Origin of the sequence: Streptomyces chilikensis (assembly GCF_001642695.1) — a bacterium.
GTDB classification, from domain to species: domain Bacteria; phylum Actinomycetota; class Actinomycetes; order Streptomycetales; family Streptomycetaceae; genus Streptomyces; species Streptomyces chilikensis.
This window is the reverse complement of sequence record NZ_LWCC02000005.1, coordinates 3,741,291-3,761,617: the sequence shown is the minus strand read 5'-3', so window position 1 is coordinate 3,761,617 and position 20,327 is coordinate 3,741,291. Positions and strand designations below refer to the sequence as shown.

At 73.2% G+C, this 20,327-nt stretch carries 20 protein-coding genes and 1 pseudogene; 6 read left to right on the top strand and 15 right to left on the bottom strand.

The window, feature by feature from the left end; translation table 11 throughout:
• From A2U95_RS32065 to A2U95_RS16775, 3 genes and pseudogenes are all read right to left on the bottom strand, one after another.
• Nucleotides 1-214, bottom strand: a pseudogene (locus A2U95_RS32065) (hypothetical protein); the annotation flags it as partial.
• 122 nt (nucleotides 215-336) lie between these two features.
• Complete coding sequence (locus tag A2U95_RS16780) at nucleotides 337-1,755, bottom strand: alkaline phosphatase PhoX (RefSeq protein ID WP_166023389.1); 1,419 nt, start codon at nucleotides 1,753-1,755, stop codon at nucleotides 337-339.
• A 226-nt stretch (nucleotides 1,756-1,981) separates the two neighbouring features.
• Nucleotides 1,982-3,505 carry a hypothetical protein gene (locus tag A2U95_RS16775; RefSeq protein ID WP_166023387.1) on the bottom strand — a complete coding sequence of 508 codons (1,524 nt, stop codon included), beginning with the start codon at nucleotides 3,503-3,505 and terminating at the stop codon, nucleotides 1,982-1,984.
• Nucleotides 3,506-3,708: 203 nt separating this feature from the next.
• Between A2U95_RS16775 and dapA the strand changes: the two genes are divergently transcribed.
• A complete protein-coding gene (dapA, locus tag A2U95_RS16770) occupies nucleotides 3,709-4,596 on the top strand; it encodes a 4-hydroxy-tetrahydrodipicolinate synthase (protein ID WP_166023385.1) in 888 nt (295 codons plus the stop codon).
• 243 nt (nucleotides 4,597-4,839) lie between these two features.
• Here dapA and A2U95_RS16765 read toward each other — a convergent pair whose 3' ends face one another.
• Together A2U95_RS16765 and A2U95_RS16760 are read right to left on the bottom strand one after the other, a co-directional pair.
• A complete protein-coding gene (locus tag A2U95_RS16765) occupies nucleotides 4,840-6,087 on the bottom strand; it encodes a WD40 repeat domain-containing protein (RefSeq protein ID WP_240957347.1) in 1,248 nt (415 codons plus the stop codon).
• On the bottom strand, nucleotides 6,084-6,635 hold the full coding sequence (locus tag A2U95_RS16760) for a SigE family RNA polymerase sigma factor (RefSeq protein WP_166023383.1): 552 nt from the start codon (nucleotides 6,633-6,635) through the stop codon (nucleotides 6,084-6,086). The genes A2U95_RS16765 and A2U95_RS16760 overlap by 4 nt, the downstream gene beginning before the upstream one ends.
• A 359-nt stretch (nucleotides 6,636-6,994) precedes the next feature.
• Between A2U95_RS16760 and A2U95_RS16755 the strand changes: the two genes are divergently transcribed.
• Nucleotides 6,995-7,261 (top strand): hypothetical protein, encoded by a 267-nt coding sequence (locus A2U95_RS16755; protein ID WP_166023381.1) that lies wholly within the window; start codon nucleotides 6,995-6,997, stop codon nucleotides 7,259-7,261.
• A gap of 296 nt (nucleotides 7,262-7,557) precedes the next feature.
• On the opposite strand, the gene dapD is transcribed toward A2U95_RS16755, so the two are convergent.
• Entirely contained in the window at nucleotides 7,558-8,550 is a 993-nt protein-coding gene (gene dapD, locus A2U95_RS16750) for a 2,3,4,5-tetrahydropyridine-2,6-dicarboxylate N-succinyltransferase (RefSeq protein ID WP_166023379.1), read from the bottom strand.
• Between the two features lie 227 nt (nucleotides 8,551-8,777).
• Between dapD and A2U95_RS16745 the strand changes: the two genes are divergently transcribed.
• On the top strand, nucleotides 8,778-9,971 hold the full coding sequence (locus tag A2U95_RS16745; protein ID WP_166023378.1) for a hypothetical protein: 1,194 nt from the start codon (nucleotides 8,778-8,780) through the stop codon (nucleotides 9,969-9,971).
• Nucleotides 9,972-9,977: 6 nt separating this feature from the next.
• On the opposite strand, the gene A2U95_RS16740 is transcribed toward A2U95_RS16745, so the two are convergent.
• Entirely contained in the window at nucleotides 9,978-11,174 is a 1,197-nt protein-coding gene (locus A2U95_RS16740; RefSeq protein WP_166023376.1) for an MFS transporter, read from the bottom strand.
• Nucleotides 11,175-11,358: 184 nt separating this feature from the next.
• On the opposite strand from A2U95_RS16740, the gene A2U95_RS16735 reads away from it, so the two are divergent.
• Together A2U95_RS16735 and A2U95_RS16730 are read left to right on the top strand one after the other, a co-directional pair.
• Nucleotides 11,359-12,237, top strand: a complete 879-nt coding sequence (locus A2U95_RS16735; protein WP_166023374.1) for a winged helix-turn-helix transcriptional regulator — start codon at nucleotides 11,359-11,361, stop codon at nucleotides 12,235-12,237.
• A gap of 56 nt (nucleotides 12,238-12,293) precedes the next feature.
• Nucleotides 12,294-12,653: a DUF2200 domain-containing protein gene (locus tag A2U95_RS16730; protein WP_206282896.1), complete on the top strand. Its 360-nt coding sequence runs from the start codon at nucleotides 12,294-12,296 to the stop codon at nucleotides 12,651-12,653.
• 103 nt (nucleotides 12,654-12,756) lie between these two features.
• Here the strand turns inward: A2U95_RS16730 and A2U95_RS16725 are convergent, their stop codons facing one another.
• From A2U95_RS16725 to A2U95_RS16690, 8 genes are all read right to left on the bottom strand, one after another.
• Entirely contained in the window at nucleotides 12,757-13,089 is a 333-nt protein-coding gene (locus tag A2U95_RS16725) for a metal-sulfur cluster assembly factor (RefSeq protein WP_166023372.1), read from the bottom strand.
• The gene (gene sufU / locus A2U95_RS16720; protein ID WP_166023370.1) at nucleotides 13,086-13,547 is read right to left on the bottom strand and encodes a Fe-S cluster assembly sulfur transfer protein SufU; all 462 of its coding nucleotides are present in this window, start codon (nucleotides 13,545-13,547) and stop codon (nucleotides 13,086-13,088) included. The genes A2U95_RS16725 and sufU overlap by 4 nt, the downstream gene beginning before the upstream one ends.
• 17 nt (nucleotides 13,548-13,564) lie before the next feature.
• Nucleotides 13,565-14,824 carry a cysteine desulfurase gene (locus tag A2U95_RS16715; RefSeq protein ID WP_166023368.1) on the bottom strand — a complete coding sequence of 420 codons (1,260 nt, stop codon included), beginning with the start codon at nucleotides 14,822-14,824 and terminating at the stop codon, nucleotides 13,565-13,567.
• Entirely contained in the window at nucleotides 14,821-15,585 is a 765-nt protein-coding gene (gene sufC, locus A2U95_RS16710; RefSeq protein WP_166023366.1) for a Fe-S cluster assembly ATPase SufC, read from the bottom strand. Before sufC ends, A2U95_RS16715 begins: the two co-directional genes overlap by 4 nt.
• Nucleotides 15,586-15,592: 7 nt before the next feature.
• The gene (locus tag A2U95_RS16705) at nucleotides 15,593-15,925 is read right to left on the bottom strand and encodes a non-heme iron oxygenase ferredoxin subunit (RefSeq protein ID WP_166023364.1); all 333 of its coding nucleotides are present in this window, start codon (nucleotides 15,923-15,925) and stop codon (nucleotides 15,593-15,595) included.
• A complete protein-coding gene (gene sufD, locus A2U95_RS16700; RefSeq protein WP_166023347.1) occupies nucleotides 15,922-17,106 on the bottom strand; it encodes a Fe-S cluster assembly protein SufD in 1,185 nt (394 codons plus the stop codon). Before sufD ends, A2U95_RS16705 begins: the two co-directional genes overlap by 4 nt.
• 61 nt (nucleotides 17,107-17,167) lie before the next feature.
• The gene (sufB, locus tag A2U95_RS16695) at nucleotides 17,168-18,589 is read right to left on the bottom strand and encodes a Fe-S cluster assembly protein SufB (RefSeq protein ID WP_166023345.1); all 1,422 of its coding nucleotides are present in this window, start codon (nucleotides 18,587-18,589) and stop codon (nucleotides 17,168-17,170) included.
• Nucleotides 18,586-19,326 carry a helix-turn-helix transcriptional regulator gene (locus A2U95_RS16690; RefSeq protein ID WP_166023343.1) on the bottom strand — a complete coding sequence of 247 codons (741 nt, stop codon included), beginning with the start codon at nucleotides 19,324-19,326 and terminating at the stop codon, nucleotides 18,586-18,588. Before A2U95_RS16690 ends, sufB begins: the two co-directional genes overlap by 4 nt.
• A gap of 158 nt (nucleotides 19,327-19,484) precedes the next feature.
• Between A2U95_RS16690 and A2U95_RS16685 the strand changes: the two genes are divergently transcribed.
• Nucleotides 19,485-20,327, top strand: coding sequence for an AAC(3) family N-acetyltransferase (locus tag A2U95_RS16685; RefSeq protein ID WP_166023341.1), 843 nt, complete (start codon nucleotides 19,485-19,487; stop codon nucleotides 20,325-20,327).

Here is a 20,327-nt window from a genome sequence, read left to right as displayed (position 1 = left end):
CCAGGCCCTCTGACGGCTCCCGCCGCCCCGGCCGGTGGCGGCGGGCCGCCCCGAGCGCCCGCCGCCACCGGCCCGCCGCCTCCAGCGGCGGCACCACGCGGAACGCCGCGTCGCCCGGGCCTCCGCAGGCGCGCCGGGTGACGTTGCCGTGGTGGCCCTGCCCGGCCCGGTGACCCGCCGGGTTCCAGGTGCGGACCGGCACCGGGGACGGCACCGGGGTCGTGCTCTGGTGGTGCGTCCGGACCGTTCCGACGGTGCGGGTGCGGGCGCGTCACCCCGCGCGCCCGCACCCCCGGCCCTCGGCGTGCGCTCAGGTCCCCGGTGCGGGGAGGGGGGTCATCCCTTCCGCTTCTGCCGCTTCCACGGTCCGGTGATCGCCAGCAGGATGCCGGGGTTCTGGATGCAGGCGTACAGCGTCCTGCCGTCGGGCGAGAAGGTCACGCCGGCGAACTCGCTGTCGTTGAGCTCGTTGCGGGCGATGGGGTAGGTCCGTCCGCTGTCGGTCGCGCCGAACAGGTGGCTCAGGCCCTCGCCGTCCTCCGCGACGACCAGCCCGCCGTAGGGCGAGACGGTGATGTTGTCGGGGCCGTCGTAGCCGCCCTCGGCCTCCGGGTCGGGGTTGACGCCGATGAGGACCTTGAGGGTGAGGGTGCGGCGCTTGGGGTCGTAGAACCAGACCGCGCCGTCGTGGGCGTTGCCGGGGCTCTCCGCACGGGCGAAGGAGGAGACCAGGTAGGCGCCGCCGTCACCCCACCACATGCCCTCCAGCTTGCGGGCCCGGGTGATCTCGCCGGCGCCGAACTGCCTGCGCACCGGCACCGTGCGGGCGTCGCGGTCGGGGACGCCCACCCAGTCGACGCCGTAGACGGTGCCGATGCGGGTGGCGCGGGAGAGGTCGTCGACGAACCGGCCGGCCGAGTCGAAGCACCGGGGGGCCTGGAGGGTCCCGGCGTCGTCGGGGAGGGCGGCGAGCCGCCCGCGGCCGTGCCGGAAGCCCTCCGGCGGGGTCCAGCGGTAGAAGAGCCCGTTGGGACCCGAGGCGTCCTCGGTGAGGTAGAGGTGACCGCGCCCGGGGTCGACGACCACGGCCTCGTGGGCGTAGCGGCCCAGCGCCTTGACCGGCTTCGGGTCCAGGTTGGCGCGCTCGTCCAGCGGGTCGACCTCGAAGACGTAGCCGTGGTCCTTGGTCATGCCGTTCTGGCCGGCCTTGTCCTCGGTCTCCTCGCAGGTCAGCCAGGTGCCCCACGGGGTGCTGCCGCCGGCGCAGTTGGTGGCGGTGCCGGCGATGCCCACCCACTCGGTGACGTGCCCGTCGGCGCGGACCTCCACCACCGTGCAGCCGCCCGCGGCGGCCGGGTCGTACACCAGGCCCCCGGCGAGCGGCACGGGGTGCTCCCAGCGGGAGCGGGGGCCGCCCAGTTCGTGGTTGTTGACCAGCAGCACGGTGCCCCGGCCGCCGTCGAAGGCAGCCGTGCCGTCGTGGCGGGACGGGGTGGGCTCGCCGGACTCCAGGCGGGTTTCACCGGCACGGGTGAGCACCCGGTAGGAGAACCCGGCGGGCAGCGCCAGCAGGCCGTCCGGGTCGGGCAGCAGCGGACCGTAGCCGGGGCCGGCGGCCTCGCCGTCGGGCGTGACGATGTCCTCGGCCGCCAGGGCGTGGGGAGCGCTGGCGAACACGCCGACACTGCCGGCCAGCGCGATCCCGGCGCCGGTGCGGGCCGACTCCCTGGCGAAGTCCCTGCGCGTGAGTGACATGGGTTCTCCCGGACGGTGAGGACGGTGTGGTGGCGCCGTGGCCCCTGCCCCCCTGCCGGCACGCGCCACGTCCCGGCCACACCGTCGCGTCCATGTCTGAACGCCGGTTGAACACCAGGGGTGCGCGCCGAGCTCCGTTGCGTGAAGCGCGGGCGGCCCGCGCGCCCGCGCCCCCGGTGTCCCCCGGCCCTCCGGCCCCCCGCCGCCGCCCCGGGTCTCCGGGCCGTCAGCCGCCCTGCTGGGAGCGCGCCTTGTAGGCGGCCTTGCGGGCCTCCTTGGCGACCTTCTTGTCCGGGTGGAGCCTGCCCATGGCCTCCAGCACCTCGGCGGTGGCCGGGTGGTCGACCCGCCAGGCTGTGTCGAAGAAGCCGCTGTGCTGCGCGGCCAGGCCCTCGACCAGCGCCACCAGTTCCTCGGAGTTGCCCTCGGCGGCGAGCTGGGCGGCGACGGTGTCGACGGTGAGCCAGAAGACCAGTTCCTGGGAGGGGGCCGGGATGCCCGTCGCACCGCGCTCGGCCAGCCACACCCGGGCGAGCCCGCCGAGCTCCGGGTCGTCCAGCACCTCCCGCAGCGCCGGCTCGGCCTCGGCGCCGGCCAGCGACAGCGCCTGCTGGCAGTGCAGCCGGCGCAGCGGGGCGCCCGCGTCGCCGCCCCGTGCGGCGGCCAGCAACTCCCGCGCCGCGGACAGGGGCTGACGGCGGGCCAGCCACAGCTCGATCTCCGAGCGGGCGGCGGCCGGACCGTAGTGGGCGGTGCCGTCGAGCAGCGCGTCGGCGCCCTTGTCGGCGAGGTCGCCGACGGCGGGGGCGTCGTGACCGGCGTCCAGCAGCCGGGCGCGCAGCCCGTAGAGGCCGAGCGGGGTGAGGCGGACCACGCCGTACCGCTCCAGGTCCTCCAGGGTGTCGTCGGCCGCCTGGGGGGCCGCCTGGCCCTCCTCGGTCAGCAGCGACTCGTCGACCGGCCGGAAGTCGGCCAGCCCGACCGGTTCGAGGATCCGGAACTGGTCGTCCAGCCGCATCATCGCGGTGGAGACCTCCTCCATCATCTCGTCGGTCGGATGGGCGACGTCCGGGGGCACGATCACCGAGGCCGCCAGCGCGGGCAGCGGCACCGGGGCCCCCTCGGGGGCCCGCTCGTCGACGGTGAGGAGGTAGAGGTTGGCGAGGGCGCCCTCCAGGAACTCGGCCTCGGCCTCCGGGTCCCAGTCCAGCGAGGAGAAGTCGATCTCGCCGCCCTCGTCCATCACGTCGAGCAGGTCGTCGAGGTCCGGCACGGAGGCGTCGGCGATCGCCGCGTCCAGGGCGTCCAGCCACACCTGCAGGACGTCGGCGGGCGAGCCGGAGGTGAGCAGCGCCAGGTTCCCGCCCGCGCCGACGGTGCCCTCCTCCTCGTCCAGGATCTCCACCAGGCCGGTGTCGACGGCGACGCGCCACGCCTCGGCGGCATCCGCCTGGGCCTCCTCCGCCGCTTCGGCGGCCGCGGCGGTGGCGGTGTCCTCGCCGGCCGCGGCGTCCTCGCCGGCCGCGGCGTCCTCGCCGGCCGCGGTGGCCTGGCCGGTCAGCCCCAGCGCCTCGGCCGCGGCCGGGAGCTGCTCCTCCACCAGCCCCCCGCCGGAGTCGACCCGGGTGTCCGGGCCGGCCCAGCGGGCCAGCCGGGCCGCCCGGGAGAGCAGCGGGGTGGCGAGCGCGTCCCGTGCCAGTTCCGCGTCGGAGGGCAGCCGTACCGGCGGCAGGGGGGTGCTGTCTGACATCGGTGGGGTTCTCCTGGGTCGCGGTCGCGTGGGGCAGGACGACCAGCCTAGACGGGTGACCCTCGCCCCCGGGACGGCGTATCCCCCTTCCGGGCGAATCCCTTCACAAGGGTTGACACGGGGGTGACATTTCAGCTGCGCTTCGCGGTACAGGGGAGAACTTTTAAGTGGACCTTCACCGACGGGGGACCGACACTCCAGGCATGACGACGCTTCCCTTCGGCCGCGCCCTGTGCGCGATGGTCACGCCCTTCACCCAGGACGGTTCGCTCGATCTGGACGGAGCGGCCGTCCTCGCCGGCCGGCTGATCGCGGGCGGGTGCGACGGGCTGGTGCTCAACGGCACCACGGGCGAGTCCCCCACCACCTCGGACGCGGAGAAGTCCGCGCTGGTCCGGGCGGTGCGGGCGGCGGTGGGCGACGGTCCCTCGCTGCTGGCCGGCGTGGGCACCGCCGACACCGCGCACACGTCCGCGCTGGCCCGCCAGGCCGAACGGGCGGGCGCGGACGGGCTGCTGGTGGCCTCCCCCTATTACAGCCGCCCGCCGCAGGACGCGCTGGAGGAGCACTTCCGCGCGGTGGCGGACGCGACGGGGCTGCCGGTGATGCTGTACGACATCCCGGGCCGCACCGGCGTGCGGATCGAGACGCCGACGATGCTGCGGCTCGCGGAGCATCCGCGGGTGGTGGCGGTGAAGGACTGCGCCTACGACCTTCTCGGCACCCAGAAGCTGCTGGCGGAGACGGAACTCGCGGTCTACACGGGGTGTGACGAGTACGTGCTGTCCTCCTACGCGATCGGGTGCGCGGGCTACGTCGGCACGGTCGCGAACGTGGCGCCCGCGCACTTCCGGGCGGTCGTGGACGCGTTCGACGCGGGGGACACGGCGCGGGCGGCGCGGCTCCAGCGGGCGGCGGTGCCGCTGATCGAGGCGATGATGTCCGCGGGCCTCCCCGGCACGGTCACCGCCAAGGCCCTCCTCGCCGCCCTCGCCCTTCCCGCCGGCCCGGTCCGCGCCCCCCTCCGCGCCGCCTCCGCCGAGGTCACGGCGGACCTGCGCGAACGGTACGCGGCCCTGAGCGGCGCCTGATCCCCGCGCCACGTCCAACTCCCCGGTCCCGCCGGGTACGTCGCCACGCCCCCGGACGGCCGGCCCCGTGGTTCCCCGGCGGCTGTCGCCGGGCCCACGCGAACGGCAGGCCGGCCCTGACCGCACAGCGCCTGGCTCTCCCCCAAAGGCCGCCGGTGATGCGGCCCCGCCGCCGCCCCGCCCCGCCGCCCCGCCCGGCTCCCGGGCGGGGCGGCGGGAGCGACGGTGGCCCCACGCGCGAGGTCAGCGGCGGACGAAGATCGGCTGCCACCGTCCCCCGCCGTCCGCCTCGTCGCCGCGCGGACCGCTCAGCGGGACCGTCCTGTCGCTGCCGACGGTCACCAGCACCAGGCGGTTGCCGAACTCCGGCCCGCCGTCCTTCGCGGTGTCCCAGGCCACCAGCTGGTCCTTCCCCGCCCAGGCCAGCAGTTGCTGCCCCGGCACCTCGGCGACCTTCTTCCCGGTGCGCGCGTCGAGGATCCACGAGGAGGTCTCCCGGGTCCTTCCGGCGAACGGCCCCGCCATCCGGCTGCCGTCCGGCGAGCGTCCCGCCTCCACCGACCACTCCCAGTGCGCCTCACCCTCGGGCGGCCCGATCGGCAGTCCGTCCAGGTCGTGGAACTCGGACCGCGCGTCGCTGACGAGCCCGGCCCGCACCGCCTTCCCGTCGTGGGTGAACTCGAAGTCCTGCCGTGCGTTGAGGAGGAAGGGATCCGTGAGGGTCTCCACCGCGCTCCACCGGCCCCGGCCCGACGCCACGTCGACGACCCAGAACCCGGAGCGGCCCGAATCGAACGGCACCTCCACCTCCATGCCGTCCTGGCCCTCCTCCTTCACGGGGACCGGCACCCCGCTGTCCGGGTCCTTCAGGTACGTGGTCGCCACCAGGGACGCGCCGTCGCGCGAGTAGGCCAGTCCCGCGATCCCCTGGCGCTCGTCGCCGTCGAGTTCGATCCACCGCTCGACCTCGCGGGTGCGTAGGTCGAGGATGCCGATCCTGCGGACCGGCAGTTCACGCTCCAGCACCGCGGCCTGCAGCCCACCGGGCGCGACCGCGACCAGCGACCACCGCTCGTCCTTCTCGTACGTCTGGGAGTCCGGGTCGAGCAGCCAGTAGGTGCGCCGCAGTTCGCCCCTGCCCGAGGTGCCGGAGGCGGTCGTCTCCTGCTCGACGTAACCGGCCATCACCACGTCCCCCGCCTCGATCACGTCCCGCGGCGGCGACTGGTCCGGACGGGCCGCGACCTCCGTCGTGGACGGCCCCCGGTCCCCGGCGGGGGCGGACCCGGAACCACCCGGCAGCGGCGACCAGAACGCCAGTCCCACGACGGCGGCCACCACCGCGGCGACACCCCCGATCCGCCGTCGCGCCCGGCGCCGGTGCGCCGTCAGCACCCGTTCCACCAGCAGCGGCTCCGCGGGCGCCTGTGCGGCGGCCTGCTCCCGCAGGGCGGCGCGCACCACGGCGCCGGCCTCGTCGATCCCGTTCACGGACGCACCTCCACGGCTGAGAACTCGGATGCCGGCCGTCGTGTCCGCCCGCCGTCCGCCGCCTCCGGCACCAGCGTGCGCAGTTTGGCCAGGGAACGGTGGGTGGTGGACCGCACCGTGCCGACGGAGCAGCCCAGCAGCCGGGCCACGTCGCCCTCCGGCAGGTCCTCGTAGTAGCGCAGGACCAGCACCGTGCGCTGCCGGTCGGTGAGCGCGGCCAGCGCCTGACGCATCAGCAGCCGCCTCTCGACCAGGGTCTCGGTGTCGCCGCCCGCCGCCGCGTCCTCCGGCGGTTCGGGGACGGAGACCTCCTGCCGTGGCCACTTCAGCCGCCACCGGCTGATCTGCTGGCGGTACAGGATCCGGCGCACGTACGCCTCCGGGTCCTCGATCCGCCGCCACCTGCCCACCGCCTTGACCAGCGCGTTCTGCAGCAGGTCCTCCCCCGCGTGCCGGTCCCCGCCGCACAGCAGCACGGCCGTGGTCAGCAGCGCGGACGACCTGTGGTCCACGAACTCGCGGAAGCCGCGCAGGTCCTCGGCATCCATCGTCACCTTCCTCCCGGCGGCACCCGGCGCCCCGCCCCTCCCCCTACCTGACGCGTGCACACCATCCCCGCTATGTCTGGCGCGCACGACTTTCTCGCACGAAGGAGCGTCCTCCCCGGCCCGTGGACCGGCGAAGGGCGCTCCCGTCACCGCTTCGCCCGCTCCGCGACCGCCCCGACGGCGGCCGGGTGCGCGCCTCGCTGTCCGGCGTCGGCGGAGGCACGGTGCGCCCGAGTGGCCACGGCCCGGGTGTGCGGCCGGCGGTTCGGCGGATTCCCGACCGCGTCTCCTGCGCGCGTGGAGCGAAGGTGTCATGACCGGTCGCGGCCGGTGGGACGATCCTCTTCCTCGCCCGCGGGGTGCTGTACGGGTTCGTCGACGGCGGGCCCTACGACACCTCCTGGGGCGGGCCGACGCGCGCCGGAGCGTGGCTGGCGCATTTCGCGGTCGGACTGCCCATCGCGGTCGCAGCCCTGGCCTTGCTCTGGGCCGTCGCCGCCTTGCACGACCGGCTCGGCGCCCGGTTCGTGCGCGGTGAGCGGATCGGCGCCTGGGTACTGCCCGCAGCGCTGCCGGCATGCGCGGGCGGGGTGGTGTTCGTCGTGGCCTGGCTCCGCCAGATGTAGCGGGACGGCCTCCAGGACCTGGGCAGCAGGCGACTCGTCCCCGGTGCGACCTCGCTGTCCCGCGTGTCCGTCGCCGGCGGTGGCGATCGCCGACCCGGGGGATCGTCGCGCTCCCGCCCCGAACCGCCGGCGACGGCGGAAGCCCACGGCGTCCGAACTCGTCGGAGCCGTGGGCTTCTCGGGGTCCGCCGGTCGGCGGGACCGGTGACCGGGACCGGCGTCGACGACTGCCGACGGCTCGGTGGCAGGCCGGGCCGCTGGCCGACGAGGCGGCCGCGGGGCACGGCCGCCCGTGGTCAGTTGTGGCTGTGCAGGACGTCGTTCAGTCCGCCCCAGACCGCGTTGTTGGGCCGGGCCTCGACCGTGCCGGTGACCGAGTTGCGGCGGAAGAGGATGTTGGACGCGCCGCTCAGCTCGCGGGCCTTGACGACCTGGCCGTCGGGCATGGTGACCCGGGTGCCCGCGGTGATGTAGAGGCCGGCCTCGACGACGCACTCGTCGCCCAGGGCGATGCCCACGCCCGCCTCGGCGCCCACGAGGCAGCGCTCGCCGATGGAGATGACGACGTTGCCGCCGCCGGAGAGGGTGCCCATGGTGGAGGCGCCGCCGCCGATGTCGGAGCCGTTGCCGACGATCACACCGGCGGAGATGCGGCCCTCGACCATCGAGGTGCCCAGCGTGCCCGCGTTGAAGTTGACGAAGCCCTCGTGCATCACGGTGGTGCCCTCGGCCAGGTGCGCGCCGAGGCGGACCCGGTCGGCGTCGGCGATGCGGACGCCCTTGGGCACGACGTAGTCCGTCATGCGCGGGAACTTGTCGATGGAGGTGACCTGGAGGTGCAGGCCCTCGGCGCGGGCGTTGAGGCGCACCTTCTCGATGTCGTCGACGGCGACCGGGCCGAGCGAGGTCCAGGCGACGTTGGCCAGGTGGCCGAAGATGCCGTCCAGGCTCTGGCCGTGCGGCTTGACCAGGCGGTGGGAGAGCAGGTGCAGGCGCAGGTAGGCGTCGTGCGCGTCGACCGGCTTGTCGTCCAGGGAGGCGATGACCGTGCGGACGGCGACCACCTCGACGCCACGGCGGGTGTCCGGGCCGGCCGCCTTCACGGCGCCCTCGCCGAGGAGTTCGACGGCGCGTTCGGCGGAGAGCCGCTCGGTGCCGGTCGGGCCGGGGGCGTCGGCGAGCTCGGGGGCGGGGAACCAGGTGTCGAGAACGGTCCCGTCGGCGGCGATGGTCGCGAGACCCGCGGCGACGGCGCCGGTGGCGCGGGTGGTGGCAGTCGTGTCGGTCATGGGGGAAACGCTATCCGGAGCGGCGGGCCCCAGGCGAACCGGTGTCCACGGATCGGCGTCCTCATCAGGGGCGCACGCCGCGGTCCGGCAGTCCGGCCGGCCCGTTCGTTGCCGGGTCCCTGACATGACCGCCGCACATTCGGCGAACTAACGTTCGCCCTGTTCACGTGAAGCCACGCGCCGCAGGTCACCCGCCCGCGGCGCCCTGGGGTGGGAGCAGCACCACGATGTCGTACAACCAGCCACCGCCGTACGGGCCTCCGCCGTACGGATCGCCGCAGCAGCCGCCCCACCCGTACCACGGGACGAGGGTCTGGGCCCCGCAGCCGGGGGTGGTCCCGCTGCGCCCGCTCGGCGTGGGCGACATCATCAAGGGGTCGTTCCTGGCGCTCGGCCGGTCCTGGCTGCCGCTGCTGGGGTTCTACCTGCTGGTCACGCTCGCCGCCGGGCTCGTGTTCCTGCTCCCCGTGCTCGTCCTCGTCGACGGCGGCCTCGACGTCGAGGACGCGTCCCCTCCGCTCCTGGCGGTGTTCGCCCCCTTCGGGATGACGTTCGGGCTGGTGCTCGTCCTCCTGCTCGGCATGGTGGCCTCCATGGTCGCGCTGCGGGAGACCGTGGTGGGCCGCAGGGTGACCTGGTCGGCGCTCTGGGAGCAGGCCGGCCCCAGGACCCTGCGGATGCTGGGCACGCTGCTGCTGACCGCGTGCGTGGCGCTGCCGTTCCTCGTCGTGATGGGCCTCGGCATGGCCGGCGTCGCGGGCGGGGCCCACCTCGGGGGCGCCGGCGGGGTCACGCTCGCCGTCCTGGGCGTCCTGCTGGCCTGCGCGGCGCTGGTGGGCGCGGTCTGGGTGTCCTACCGCCTCGTGTTCGCACCGGTGATCACCGTCCTGGAGGGCCTGGGACCGGTGGCCTCCCTGCGCCGCTCGGCGGCCCTGGTGAAGGGCGACTGGTGGCGGATCTTCGGCATCTCCTACCTGATGGGCATCATCGCCTACGGCATCGCGTACCTGGCGATGATGATCTGCGTGCTGGTCGGGGTGATCGGCATGATCCCCACCTTCGCCTCCTCGGTCGACTCCCCGGACGCCGCGCCCGCCCTGGGGATCGCCGCGGTGGTCCTGCTCCTCGTCCTGGCCCTGGTGGTCCTCGTCGTCGAGTGCCTGACCTTCACCCTGTCCATGAACACCGTCGGCCTGCTCTACGTGGACCAGCGCATCCGCCGGGAGAACTTCGCCGAGACCCTGCTGGCCGCGGCCGGCCCGCAGGCGGCCCCGCCGCCTCCGCCCGCGCATCCCGGGTACGCCGCGCCTCCCGGGTACGCCGCGCCGCCGTCGGCGCCTCCCGCACCGCCGACGTCTCCCGAGCCCCCCGCACCGCCCGCGCCTCCAGCCCCGCCGACGCCTCCCGCCCCTCCCGCCTGAGCGGGGTCACCCGGCGGGGACGGGGGAAGGCACTCCCCCGCCCCGCCGGGCGAGCCGGTGTGCGCAGAGGACCGCGGCCGCCGCGCCCAGCGCCGCGCAGGCGCAGGCCGGCCACAGCGCCCCCGGCGCCGCCTCGTACAGCGCGCCGCCCAGTGGCGCGGCGAGCACCGTGCCGCTGATGGAGACGCCCGCGTACAGGCTCTGGAAGCGTCCGACGGCGTGCTCCGGCGACTCGTCCGCCACGTAGGCGGTGGCGGTGGTCTTGTAGAGGATCTCCCCGGCGGTGAGCAGGACCATCATGAGCGCCGCCACCGCCAGGCCGCTCCCGGTCGCGAGGGCCGCGTAGCCCGTGCCCACCAGCGCCAGTCCGCCGGCGACGATCAGCAGCGCCGGCCGGTTCCGCAGGGCCAGCGCCACCGGGAGTTCCAGGCAGACGATCATCGCGCCGTTGACGGCGACGAGCCAGCCGTAGACCTGCGTGCCGAGTCCCTGGTCCGCCAGGTGCAGCGGGAAGGTGGTGTAGAGCTGCCGGTAGGTGACGTCCACCAGCAGGATCCCGGCCAGCAGCACCAGCACGGCGGGGCGTGCCCTCAGCTCGCGCCACAGGGGCGCGCCGGCACGCTCCTCCCGCCGCCGCCCCGCTCCCCGCGCCGGCACGACCCGGGCGGTCCACGCCGCGAAGAAAAGTGTGCCCAGGCCGTCCGCGAGGAACAGCCAGTCGTACGACGCCCGGGTGGCGATGAGCGCCCCCAGCGGCGGCCCCACCGCGAACCCGCCGTTGGCGGCGCTGCGGATCACGGCGAACGCCTGCCGCCGCGCCCCCTCCGGGACGGTGACCGCCACCAGCGCGGAGTTGGCCACCCGCACCACGCCCAGCGCGTACTGGGCGAGCGGCAGCAGCCCCGCCAGCAGGGGCGTGGGCAGCACCGGGACGGAGGCGAGCAGCACGCCCCCGCAGGCCGCCGCCGCCAGCAGCGTCCGCCGGTGGCCGTACCGGTCGCCGAACCAGCCGCCGGTGAAGTTGCCGGCCATCAGGCCGAGGCCCGCCGCTCCCATGACCAGCCCCGCCCCGCCGGCCTCGATCCCGCGCGGTCCGGTCAGGTACAGGAAGACGAAGACGAAGACGAAGCCGGCGAAGGCGTTGACGAAGACGCCCACCGCCAGCAGCCACACCGCTCCCGGCAGTTCCCGCAGCCCGCGCATCCCGTTCCTCCCGCCCCGGACCCGCCCCCGGACCCGCCCCCGGACCGCCGGCGGATCCGCCGCCGACAGGTCCGTTCCTTTTGGGAACGGACTATGTCAGCATGGCTGTCCCGGGTCAACACGTCGGTCCCCCGGCCCGTCCCCGGCGCCCCCGCACCCACCCTCCGACGAAGCGAGTCCGGCCATGGCCCAGCGCACCAGCCTCCACGACGCCTCCTGCGCCATCGCGCAGTCCCTGGAGGTGGTCGGCGACTGGTGGACGCTGCTGATCGTGCGGGACACCGCCCGCGGCCTGCACCGCTTCGAGGAGCTGCAGCGCGAGCTCGGCGTGTCCCGCAAGGTGCTGGCCGAGCGGCTGCGGCTGCTGGTGGACGCCGGCGTGCTCTCCCGGGAGCCGTACCAGGAGCGGCCGGTGCGCCACGAGTACCGGCTGACGCCGCGCGGACGCGCCCTGCTGCCCGTGCTGATCGCGCTCCAGGACTGGGGGGACACCTGGCTCCTGGGGGAGGGGGAGACCACGGCGACCACGGCCGGGGCGTCCGCGGAGGCGGAGCGCGTGCGGGCCCTGACGGGCACCCGGGTGCCGCCGCTGACCCTGACCGACCTGGACGGCGCGCCCCGCGACCCGGTCTCCCCCGACACCCCGTTCACGGTCCTGTACTGCTTCCCCGGCGCCTACGCCCGCGAGGACGCCCGTCCCCCCGGCTGGGCGGACATCCCGGGCGCGCCGGGCTGCACCCTGGAGTCCTGCACCTACCGCGACGGCCTCGCGGAGTTCACCGCGGCGGGCGCCACCGTGCACGGCGTCTCCACCCAGCGCCCGGACGAGCAGCGCGCGTTCGCCGACGCGGAACGGCTCCGCTTCCCGCTCCTGTCGGACGCGGACCTGGTCCTGGCCGCCGCGCTGCGCCTGCCCACCTTCCGGGCGGGCGGCGTGAGCCGCCTCAAGCGCCTGACCCTGGTGATCGACCGCGACCGCACCGTCCGCCAGGTCCTGTACCCGGTCACCGACGTGGCGGCGGGCGTGGCGGAGTCGCTGCGGGCCGTCCGCGCCGCCGGGTGAGTGCTCCGGCCGCCGCCGCACTACAGTGGGCCGACCGAGGACGAGGGGAGCACAGGGTGGCCACCGACCGGATCCGGCGCATGGCCTTCGGCGCCGTCTACCCGCACTACGTGACCAAGGTGGAGAGGAAGGGCCGGACCGAGGAGGAGCTCCACCAGGTCATCACCTGGCTCACCGGCTACGACACCGCGGCCCTGGAACGGGCCGTCGCCGACGGGGTCGACCTGGAGACGTTCTTCGCCGACGCCCCCGCGATGAACCCGAACGCCTCCCTGATCACCGGCGTGATCTGCGGCCACCGCGTCGAGGAGATCGAGGACCCGCTGATGCGGCGGATCCGCTGGATGGACAAGCTGGTCGACGAGCTGGCCCGCGGCAGGAAGATGGCCTCCGTCCTGCGCGGCACCACCGACTGACCGCGCCGGCCTCCCGGCACGACGACGGCCTCCCCCGTCCGCCGGGTCCCTCGGGGGGAACGGCGGACGGGGGAGGCCGTGGCCCGTCCCGTCGGCAGGGAGGTCAGACGTTGAAGCCGAGCGCCCGCAGCTGCTCGCGGCCGTCGTCGGTGATCTTGTCCGGGCCCCACGGCGGCATCCAGACCCAGTTGATCCGCAGCTCCTGGACCAGCCCCTCGGTGGCGGACTTGGCCTGGTCCTCGATCACGTCGGTCAGCGGGCAGGCCGCCGAGGTCAGCGTCATGTCGACGGTGGCGATGTTCGCGTCGTCGACGTGGATGCCGTAGATCAGGCCCAGGTTGACCACGTCGATGCCCAGCTCGGGGTCGACGACGTCCATCAGGGCCTCGCGAAGCTCCTCCTCCGAGGCGGGCTTCATCTCAACGGTCTCGCTCATGCCGTCTCCTTCTCGCCGGCGTCCAGCGCCTGCGCGGTCGCGTCCTTCCAGGCCATCCAGCTCAGCAGGGCGCACTTCACCCGGGCCGGGTACTTGGAGACGCCGGCGAACGCCACCGCGTCCTCCAGCACCTCCTCCATGGCGTCGTCCGGCTCGATCTTCCCCTTGGACTGCATCAGCTCCAGGAAGGTCTCCTGGATCCTGCGCGCCTCGTCCAGCTCCTTGCCGACCAGCAGCTCGTTGAGCACGGAGGCGGAGGCCTGGCTGATGGAGCAGCCCTGTCCCTCGTACGACACGTCGGTGACCGTCGTGCCGTCGTACTTCACGCGCAGGGTGATCTCGTCGCCACAGGTGGGGTTGACGTGGTGCACCTCGGCGTCGCCGTCGCGCAGACCACGCCCGTGCGGGTTCTTGTAGTGGTCCAGGATGACGTCCTGGTACATCGAATCCAGCTTCACGGCTCCGCCGCGTCCTCTCAGCCGAAGAAGTTCCGAACGTGCTCCAGGCCGTCGACCAGGGCGTCGACCTCGGCCGGCGTGGAGTACAGATAGAACGACGCTCGCGTGGTCGCGGGAATTCCGTACCGCAGGCAGACGGGGCGGGCACAGTGATGGCCGACCCGGACGGCGATGCCCTGCTCGTCGAGGACCTGGCCCACGTCGTGCGGGTGGATGTCGCCGAGCGTGAAGGAGATCGCCGCGCCGCGGTCCTCGGCCGTGGCCGGGCCGATGATCCGCAGGTCGGGGACCTCGATCAGGCGCTTGACCGCGTACTCGGTGATCGCCTGCTCGTGCGCGTGGATCTTCTCCATGCCGATGTTCGACAGGTAGTCGATCGCCGCGCCGAGGCCGACCGCCTGGGCGATCGGCGGCGTGCCCGCCTCGAACTTGTGGGGCGCCGGGGCGTAGGTCGAGGAGTGCATGGACACCGTCTCGATCATCTCGCCGCCGCCGAGGAACGGGGGCAGGTCCTCCAGGAGCTCCTGGCGGCCCCAGAGCACGCCGATGCCGGTGGGGGCGCACATCTTGTGGCCGGTGAAGGCCACGAAGTCGGCGCCCAGCGCCTGCACGTCCAGCGGCATGTGCGGCGCGGCCTGGGAGGCGTCGACGCAGACCAGCGCGCCGACCTCCTGGGCCCGGCGGACGATCTCCTCGACCGGGTTGTGGGTGCCGAGGATGTTGGAGATCAGCACGAAGGAGACGATCTTCGTCTTCTCGGTGATGACCTCGTCGATGTTCGACAGGTCGAGGCGGCCGTCGTCGGTGAGGCCGAACCACTTCAGCTTCGCGCCCGTGCGCTGCGCCAGCAGCTGCCACGGCACGATGTTGGAGTGGTGCTCCATCTCCGTGATGACGATCTCGGTGTCGCTGTCCACCCGGTAGGGCTCGTCGGCCCAGCCGAGCATGTTGGCGACGAGGTTCAGGGACTCGGAGGCGTTCTTGGTGAAGATCACCTCGTCGCGACTCGGGGCGTTGACGAACGCCGCCACCTTGTCGCGCGCGCCTTCGTACAGCGCCGTGGCCTCCTCGGCGAGCACGTGCACCCCGCGGTGGACATTGGCGTTGTGGCGCTCGTAGTAGGCGCTGAGGGCGTCGAGCACCTGGCGCGGCTTCTGCGACGTCGCCGCGTTGTCCAGGTACACGATCTTCCGGCCGTCGTGGACCTCGCGGTCCAGGATGGGGAAGTCCTTGCGGATCGCCTCAAGGTCGTCGAGGAGGCCCGGCAGCTGTGTCACTCGGAAGCGCCGCCCTTCGTGTACGCCTCGTAGCCCTCGTTCTCCAGCTTGTCGGCCAGCTCCGGACCGCCGGACTCGACGATGCGGCCGCCCGCGAAGACGTGGACGTGGTCGGGCTTGATGTAGCGCAGGATGCGCGTGTAGTGCGTGATCAGCAGGGTGCCGACCTCGCCGCTCTCGCGGACGCGGTTGACGCCCTCGGAGACGACCCGCAGGGCGTCGACGTCGAGGCCGGAGTCGGTCTCGTCGAGGATCGCGATCTTCGGCTTGAGCAGCTCGAGCTGGAGGATCTCGTGGCGCTTCTTCTCACCGCCGGAGAAGCCCTCGTTGACGTTGCGCTCGGCGAAGGCGGGGTCCATGTTGAGGCGCTCCATGGCCTCCTTGACCTCCTTCACCCAGGTGCGCAGCTTGGGGGCCTCGCCGCGGATCGCGGTGGCGGAGGTGCGCAGGAAGTTCGACACCGAGACGCCGGGGACCTCGACCGGGTACTGCATGGCGAGGAAGAGGCCGGCGCGGGCGCGCTCGTCGACGGACATCTCGATGACGTCCTCGCCGTCGAGGGTGACGGTGCCGCCGGTGATCGTGTACTTCGGGTGACCCGCCAGGGAGTAGGCGAGAGTCGACTTGCCGGAGCCGTTGGGGCCCATGATGGCGTGCGTCTCGCCCTGCTTCACGGTGAGGTCGACGCCCTTGAGGATCTCCTTCGTGGCGTTGTCGGCCTCGACGGTGACGTGCAGGTCTCGGATTTCAAGCGTTGCCATGGGTGCCTCAGGACTCCTGGGTGAGGGAGACGAGCACAGTTGCGTCTGCGCCGTCTCCTTCGATTTTGACGGGATATACGGGGACGGGTCGCGTCGCGGGAAGGCCGGACGGCTTGCCGGTGCGGAGGTCGAACGCGGAGCCGTGCAGCCAGCACTCGATCTGGCAGTCCTCCACCTCGCCCTCGGAGAGCGAGACGTTCGCGTGCGAGCAGATGTCGTTGATCGCGAACACCTCGCCCTCGGTGCGCACGACGGCGACCGGCGTGCCGTCGAGTTCCACCCTCTTGGGGGTGTCCTCCTCCAGCTCGCTCAGTGCGCAGGCGCGTACGAAGGTCGTCATGCGACCGCGGCCTCCAGCTCCTCGTCGATCTTCGCGAGGAGGCGCTCCTCGATGTCCGCGACGCCGATCTGCTGGACCAGCTCGGCGAAGAAGCCGCGGACCACCAGGCGGCGGGCCTCGTACTCCGGGATGCCGCGGGCCATCAGGTAGAAGAGCTGCTCGTCGTCGAAGCGGCCGGTGGCGCTGGCGTGGCCGGCGCCGACGATCTCACCGGTCTCGATCTCGAGGTTCGGCACGGAGTCGACACGGGCGCCGTCGGTCAGCACCAGGTTGCGGTTCATCTCGTAGGTGTCGGTGCCCTCGGCGGCGGCCTCGATGAGCACGTCGCCGATCCACACCGCGTGGGCCTGCTCGCCCTGGAGGGCGCCCTTGTAGACCACGTTGGACTTGCAGTGCGGGATGTTGTGGTCGACGAAGAGGCGGTGCTCCTGGTGCTGCCCCTGGTCGGTGAAGTACAGGCCGAACAGCTCGGCCTCGCCGCCGGGGGCGGCGTACTCGACCCGCGGGTGCAGGCGGACCACGTCGCCGCCGAAGGTGACGACGACGGACTTGAAGGTGGCGTCGCGGCCGACCAGCGCGTTGTGCTGGCCGGCGTGCACCGCCTTCTCGTCCCAGTCCTGCACGGACACGACGGTCAGCTTGGCGCCGTCGCCGAGCACGTACTCGACGTTGCCCGCGTAGACGGCGTCGCCGCTGTGGTCCATCACCACGACGGCCTCGGCGAACGCGCCCAGCTCCACCACGGTGTGGGCGAAGCAGGTGCCGCCCTGGCCGGCGACCTGGACCCGGACCGGCTCGGTGAGCACGGTCTCCTTGGGCACGGTCACCACGGTGGCCTGCTCGAACGCCGAGTACGCCTGGGCGGCGACCCGGTCGACCGGCTTGCCGGCCCGGCCGAGGCGGGCGTCCTCGCGGCCGACGGACTCGACCGTGACGCCCTCGGGGGCGTCGACGGTGACCTTCACGCCGTCACCGGCGGCGGTCGCGGTGCCGTCGTGCAGGCCGCGCAGGCGCGCCAGCGGGGTGAACCGCCACTCCTCCTCGCGGCCGTGCGGGACCGGGAAGTCCGCCACGTCGAAGGAGGGCGGCGCGCTCATGCGCGTGGCGACGGTCGACTCTGCGGCCACCGCGATCGATCCGGCGGTGGTGGAGCCCACCGGGGCATTCTGAGCGTCAGCCATGGCTGTCGTCATGCTCGCTTTCGTTGCTTCAGGGACTTGACGGGTGGGGCGGGGGCCGGCGTCAGCCGACCGCGCCCTCCATCTGGAGCTCGATCAGCCGGTTGAGCTCGAGCGCGTACTCCATGGGGAGCTCCTTGGCGATCGGCTCGACGAAGCCGCGCACGATCATCGCCATCGCCTCGAACTCGGAGAGACCGCGGCTCATCAGGTAGAAGAGCTGGTCCTCGGAGACCTTGGAGACGGTCGCCTCGTGGCCCATGGAGACGTCGTCCTCGCGCACGTCCACGTAGGGGTACGTGTCGGAGCGGGAGATGGTGTCGACCAGCAGCGCGTCGCAGAGGACGTTCGACTTGGAGCCGGGGGCGCCCTCGCCGATCTCGATCAGGCCGCGGTAGGAGGTGCGGCCGCCGCCGCGCGCCACCGACTTGGAGACGATGTTGGACGACGTGTTCGGCGCCATGTGGACCATCTTCGCGCCGGCGTCCTGGTGCTGGCCCTCGCCCGCGAAGGCGATGGACAGGGTCTCGCCCTTGGCGTGCTCGCCCATCAGGTAGACGGCCGGGTACTTCATCGTCACCTTGGAGCCGATGTTGCCGTCGATCCACTCCATGGTCGCGCCCTCGTACGCCACGGCGCGCTTGGTGACCAGGTTGTAGACGTTGTTCGACCAGTTCTGGATGGTCGTGTAGCGGCAGCGGGCGTTCTTCTTGACGATGATCTCGACGACCGCGGAGTGCAGCGAGTCCGACTGGTAGATCGGCGCCGTGCAGCCCTCGACGTAGTGCACGTAGGCGCCCTCGTCGACGATGATCAGGGTCCGCTCGAACTGGCCCATGTTCTCCGTGTTGATGCGGAAGTAGGCCTGGAGCGGGATCTCCACGTGCACGCCCTTCGGCACGTAGATGAAGGAACCGCCGGACCACACGGCCGTGTTCAGCGCGGCGAACTTGTTGTCGCCGGCCGGGATGACGGTGCCGAAGTACTCCTTGAAGAGCTCCGGGTGCTCCTTGAGGGCCGTGTCGGTGTCCAGGAAGATGACGCCCTGCTCCTCCAGGTCCTCACGGATCTGGTGGTAGACGACCTCCGACTCGTACTGGGCGGCGACACCGGCGACGAGGCGCTGCTTCTCGGCCTCCGGGATGCCCAGCCGGTCGTAGGTGTTCTTGATGTCCTCGGGCAGTTCCTCCCAGGAGGTCGCCTGCTTCTCGGTGGACCGCACGAAGTACTTGATGTTGTCGAAGTCGATCCCCGACAGGTCCGAGCCCCAGTTCGGCATGGGCTTCTTCTCGAAGAGGCCCAGGCCCTTGAGGCGGAGCTTGGTCATCCACTCCGGCTCGGACTTCTTCGCCGAGATGTCCCGGACGACGTCCTCGCTCAGGCCGCGCTTGGCGGAGGCGCCGGCCGCGTCGGGGTCCGCCCAGCCGTACTCGTACTTACCCAGACCCTCGAGTTCGGGGTGGGCAGTCTCCGTGGGGAGAGTCATGCGGGGTTCCTCCCGGCCGTGCTCGTAGATGATGAATGATCACTGGTTGCGTGATCGTCGCTCTTGGAAATCTTGGGGATGAACGTCGTGCAGACGCCGTCACCGTGCGCGATCGTCGCCAGCCGCTGGACGTGGGTACCCAGCAGCTCGGAGAAGATCTCCGTCTCCGCCTCGCACAGCTGCGGGAACTCCTCAGCCACGTGGGCGACCGGGCAGTGGTGCTGGCAGAGCTGCTCGCCGAGCTGCGGGGAGGGAGCGCTGCGCGCACTGGCAGCGTACCCGTCCGCGGACAGCGCCCTGGCCAGTGCCTCGGCCCTGCGCTCCGGCGGGACGGCCTCCAGCACCTTGCGGTACGCGTCCGTCTGGGCGGCCAGCCGGGCACGGGCGAACGCGGCCACCGCCCGCTCACCGCCCTCCTGCTCCGCGATCCAGCGCAGCGCGTCCTTGGCCAGCTGGTCGTACGACTGGTCGAAGGCGTCCCGGCCCCCGTCGGTCAGCACGAACACCTTCGCGGGCCGCCCGCGCGTGCGGGCGCCGTACACCCGGCGCTCCCGGGCCTCGACCACGTCGTCGGCGGCCAGGGCGTCGAGGTGCCGGCGCACCGCCGCCTGGGTCAGCCTCAGCCGCCCCGCGAGTTCGGCGACGGTCGACGGGCCGTGGTCCAGGATCGAGCGCGCGACCCGGTTGCGTGTGGAACGCTCCCCGGTCGCGGTTTCTTCCTGGCCGACGTTTTTCACAACGCCATTGTTGCGTAATTACCGGCGCACGGACAACCCGCGCCCATCGGGGCCGACGGTGCCTTTCATCACTTAGGTACACCTAACCTGACCTGCGGAAAGGTGCTCGCCGGTAAACGGCTTGCGCGGACGGGACCGCCTCGGTCACCCTTCCCGCCATGCCCGCGACACCGCCTTCCGGCCCTCTGGTGACCCGCCCCTCGCTCGCCGCCGATCTGCGGGCCCTGGGCGTGCGGCCTGGCGAGGTCCTCCTGGTCCACTCCTCGCTCAGCTCGCTCGGATGGGTGAACGGCGGCGCGGTCGCGGTGGTGCACGCGCTCCTCGACGCCCTGGGACCCGAGGGGACCCTGGTGGTGCCCGCGCAGTCGAACGGGCTCTCCGACCCCGCCCACTGGGAGAACCCCCCGGTGCCCCGCGCGTGGTGGGAGGCCATCCGCGCCACCATGCCCGCCTACGACCCGTCGACCACGCCGGCCTCCGGCGTGGGGATCGTCCCGGAGACCGTGCGCACCTGGCCCGGCGCGCTGCGCAGCGCGCACCCGCAGACCTCCTTCGCGGCCGTCGGCCCGCGGGCCGCGGAGATCACCGGCGGTCACGCGCCGGACTGCTCCCTCGGCGAGCGCAGCCCGCTCGCCCGGCTCGAGGAGCTCGGCGCCCGCGTCCTGCTGCTGGGCGCCGGCTACGACTCCTGCACCGCGTTCCACCTCGCCGAGTACCGGGTGCCCGCGCCCGTGGCGGAGCAGGGGCGGCCCGGCCCGCACGGGTGGGAGCTGGTGACCGACGTGGTGCTCGACTCCGACGACTTCGGCCGGCTCGGCGAGGCGTTCGCGCGCGAACGCCCCGGCCTGGTGCTGCGCGGCCGGGCCGGAGCGGCGGAGGCCCGGCTCTTCCCGCTGGCCGAGGCGGTCGCCTTCGCGGAGGGCTGGCTGCCGGAGCACCGCCCGCGTCCGGCGGCCGCCGAGGTGCCACCCGGGGAACGGGCGGGCGCCGCGCGAACCTAG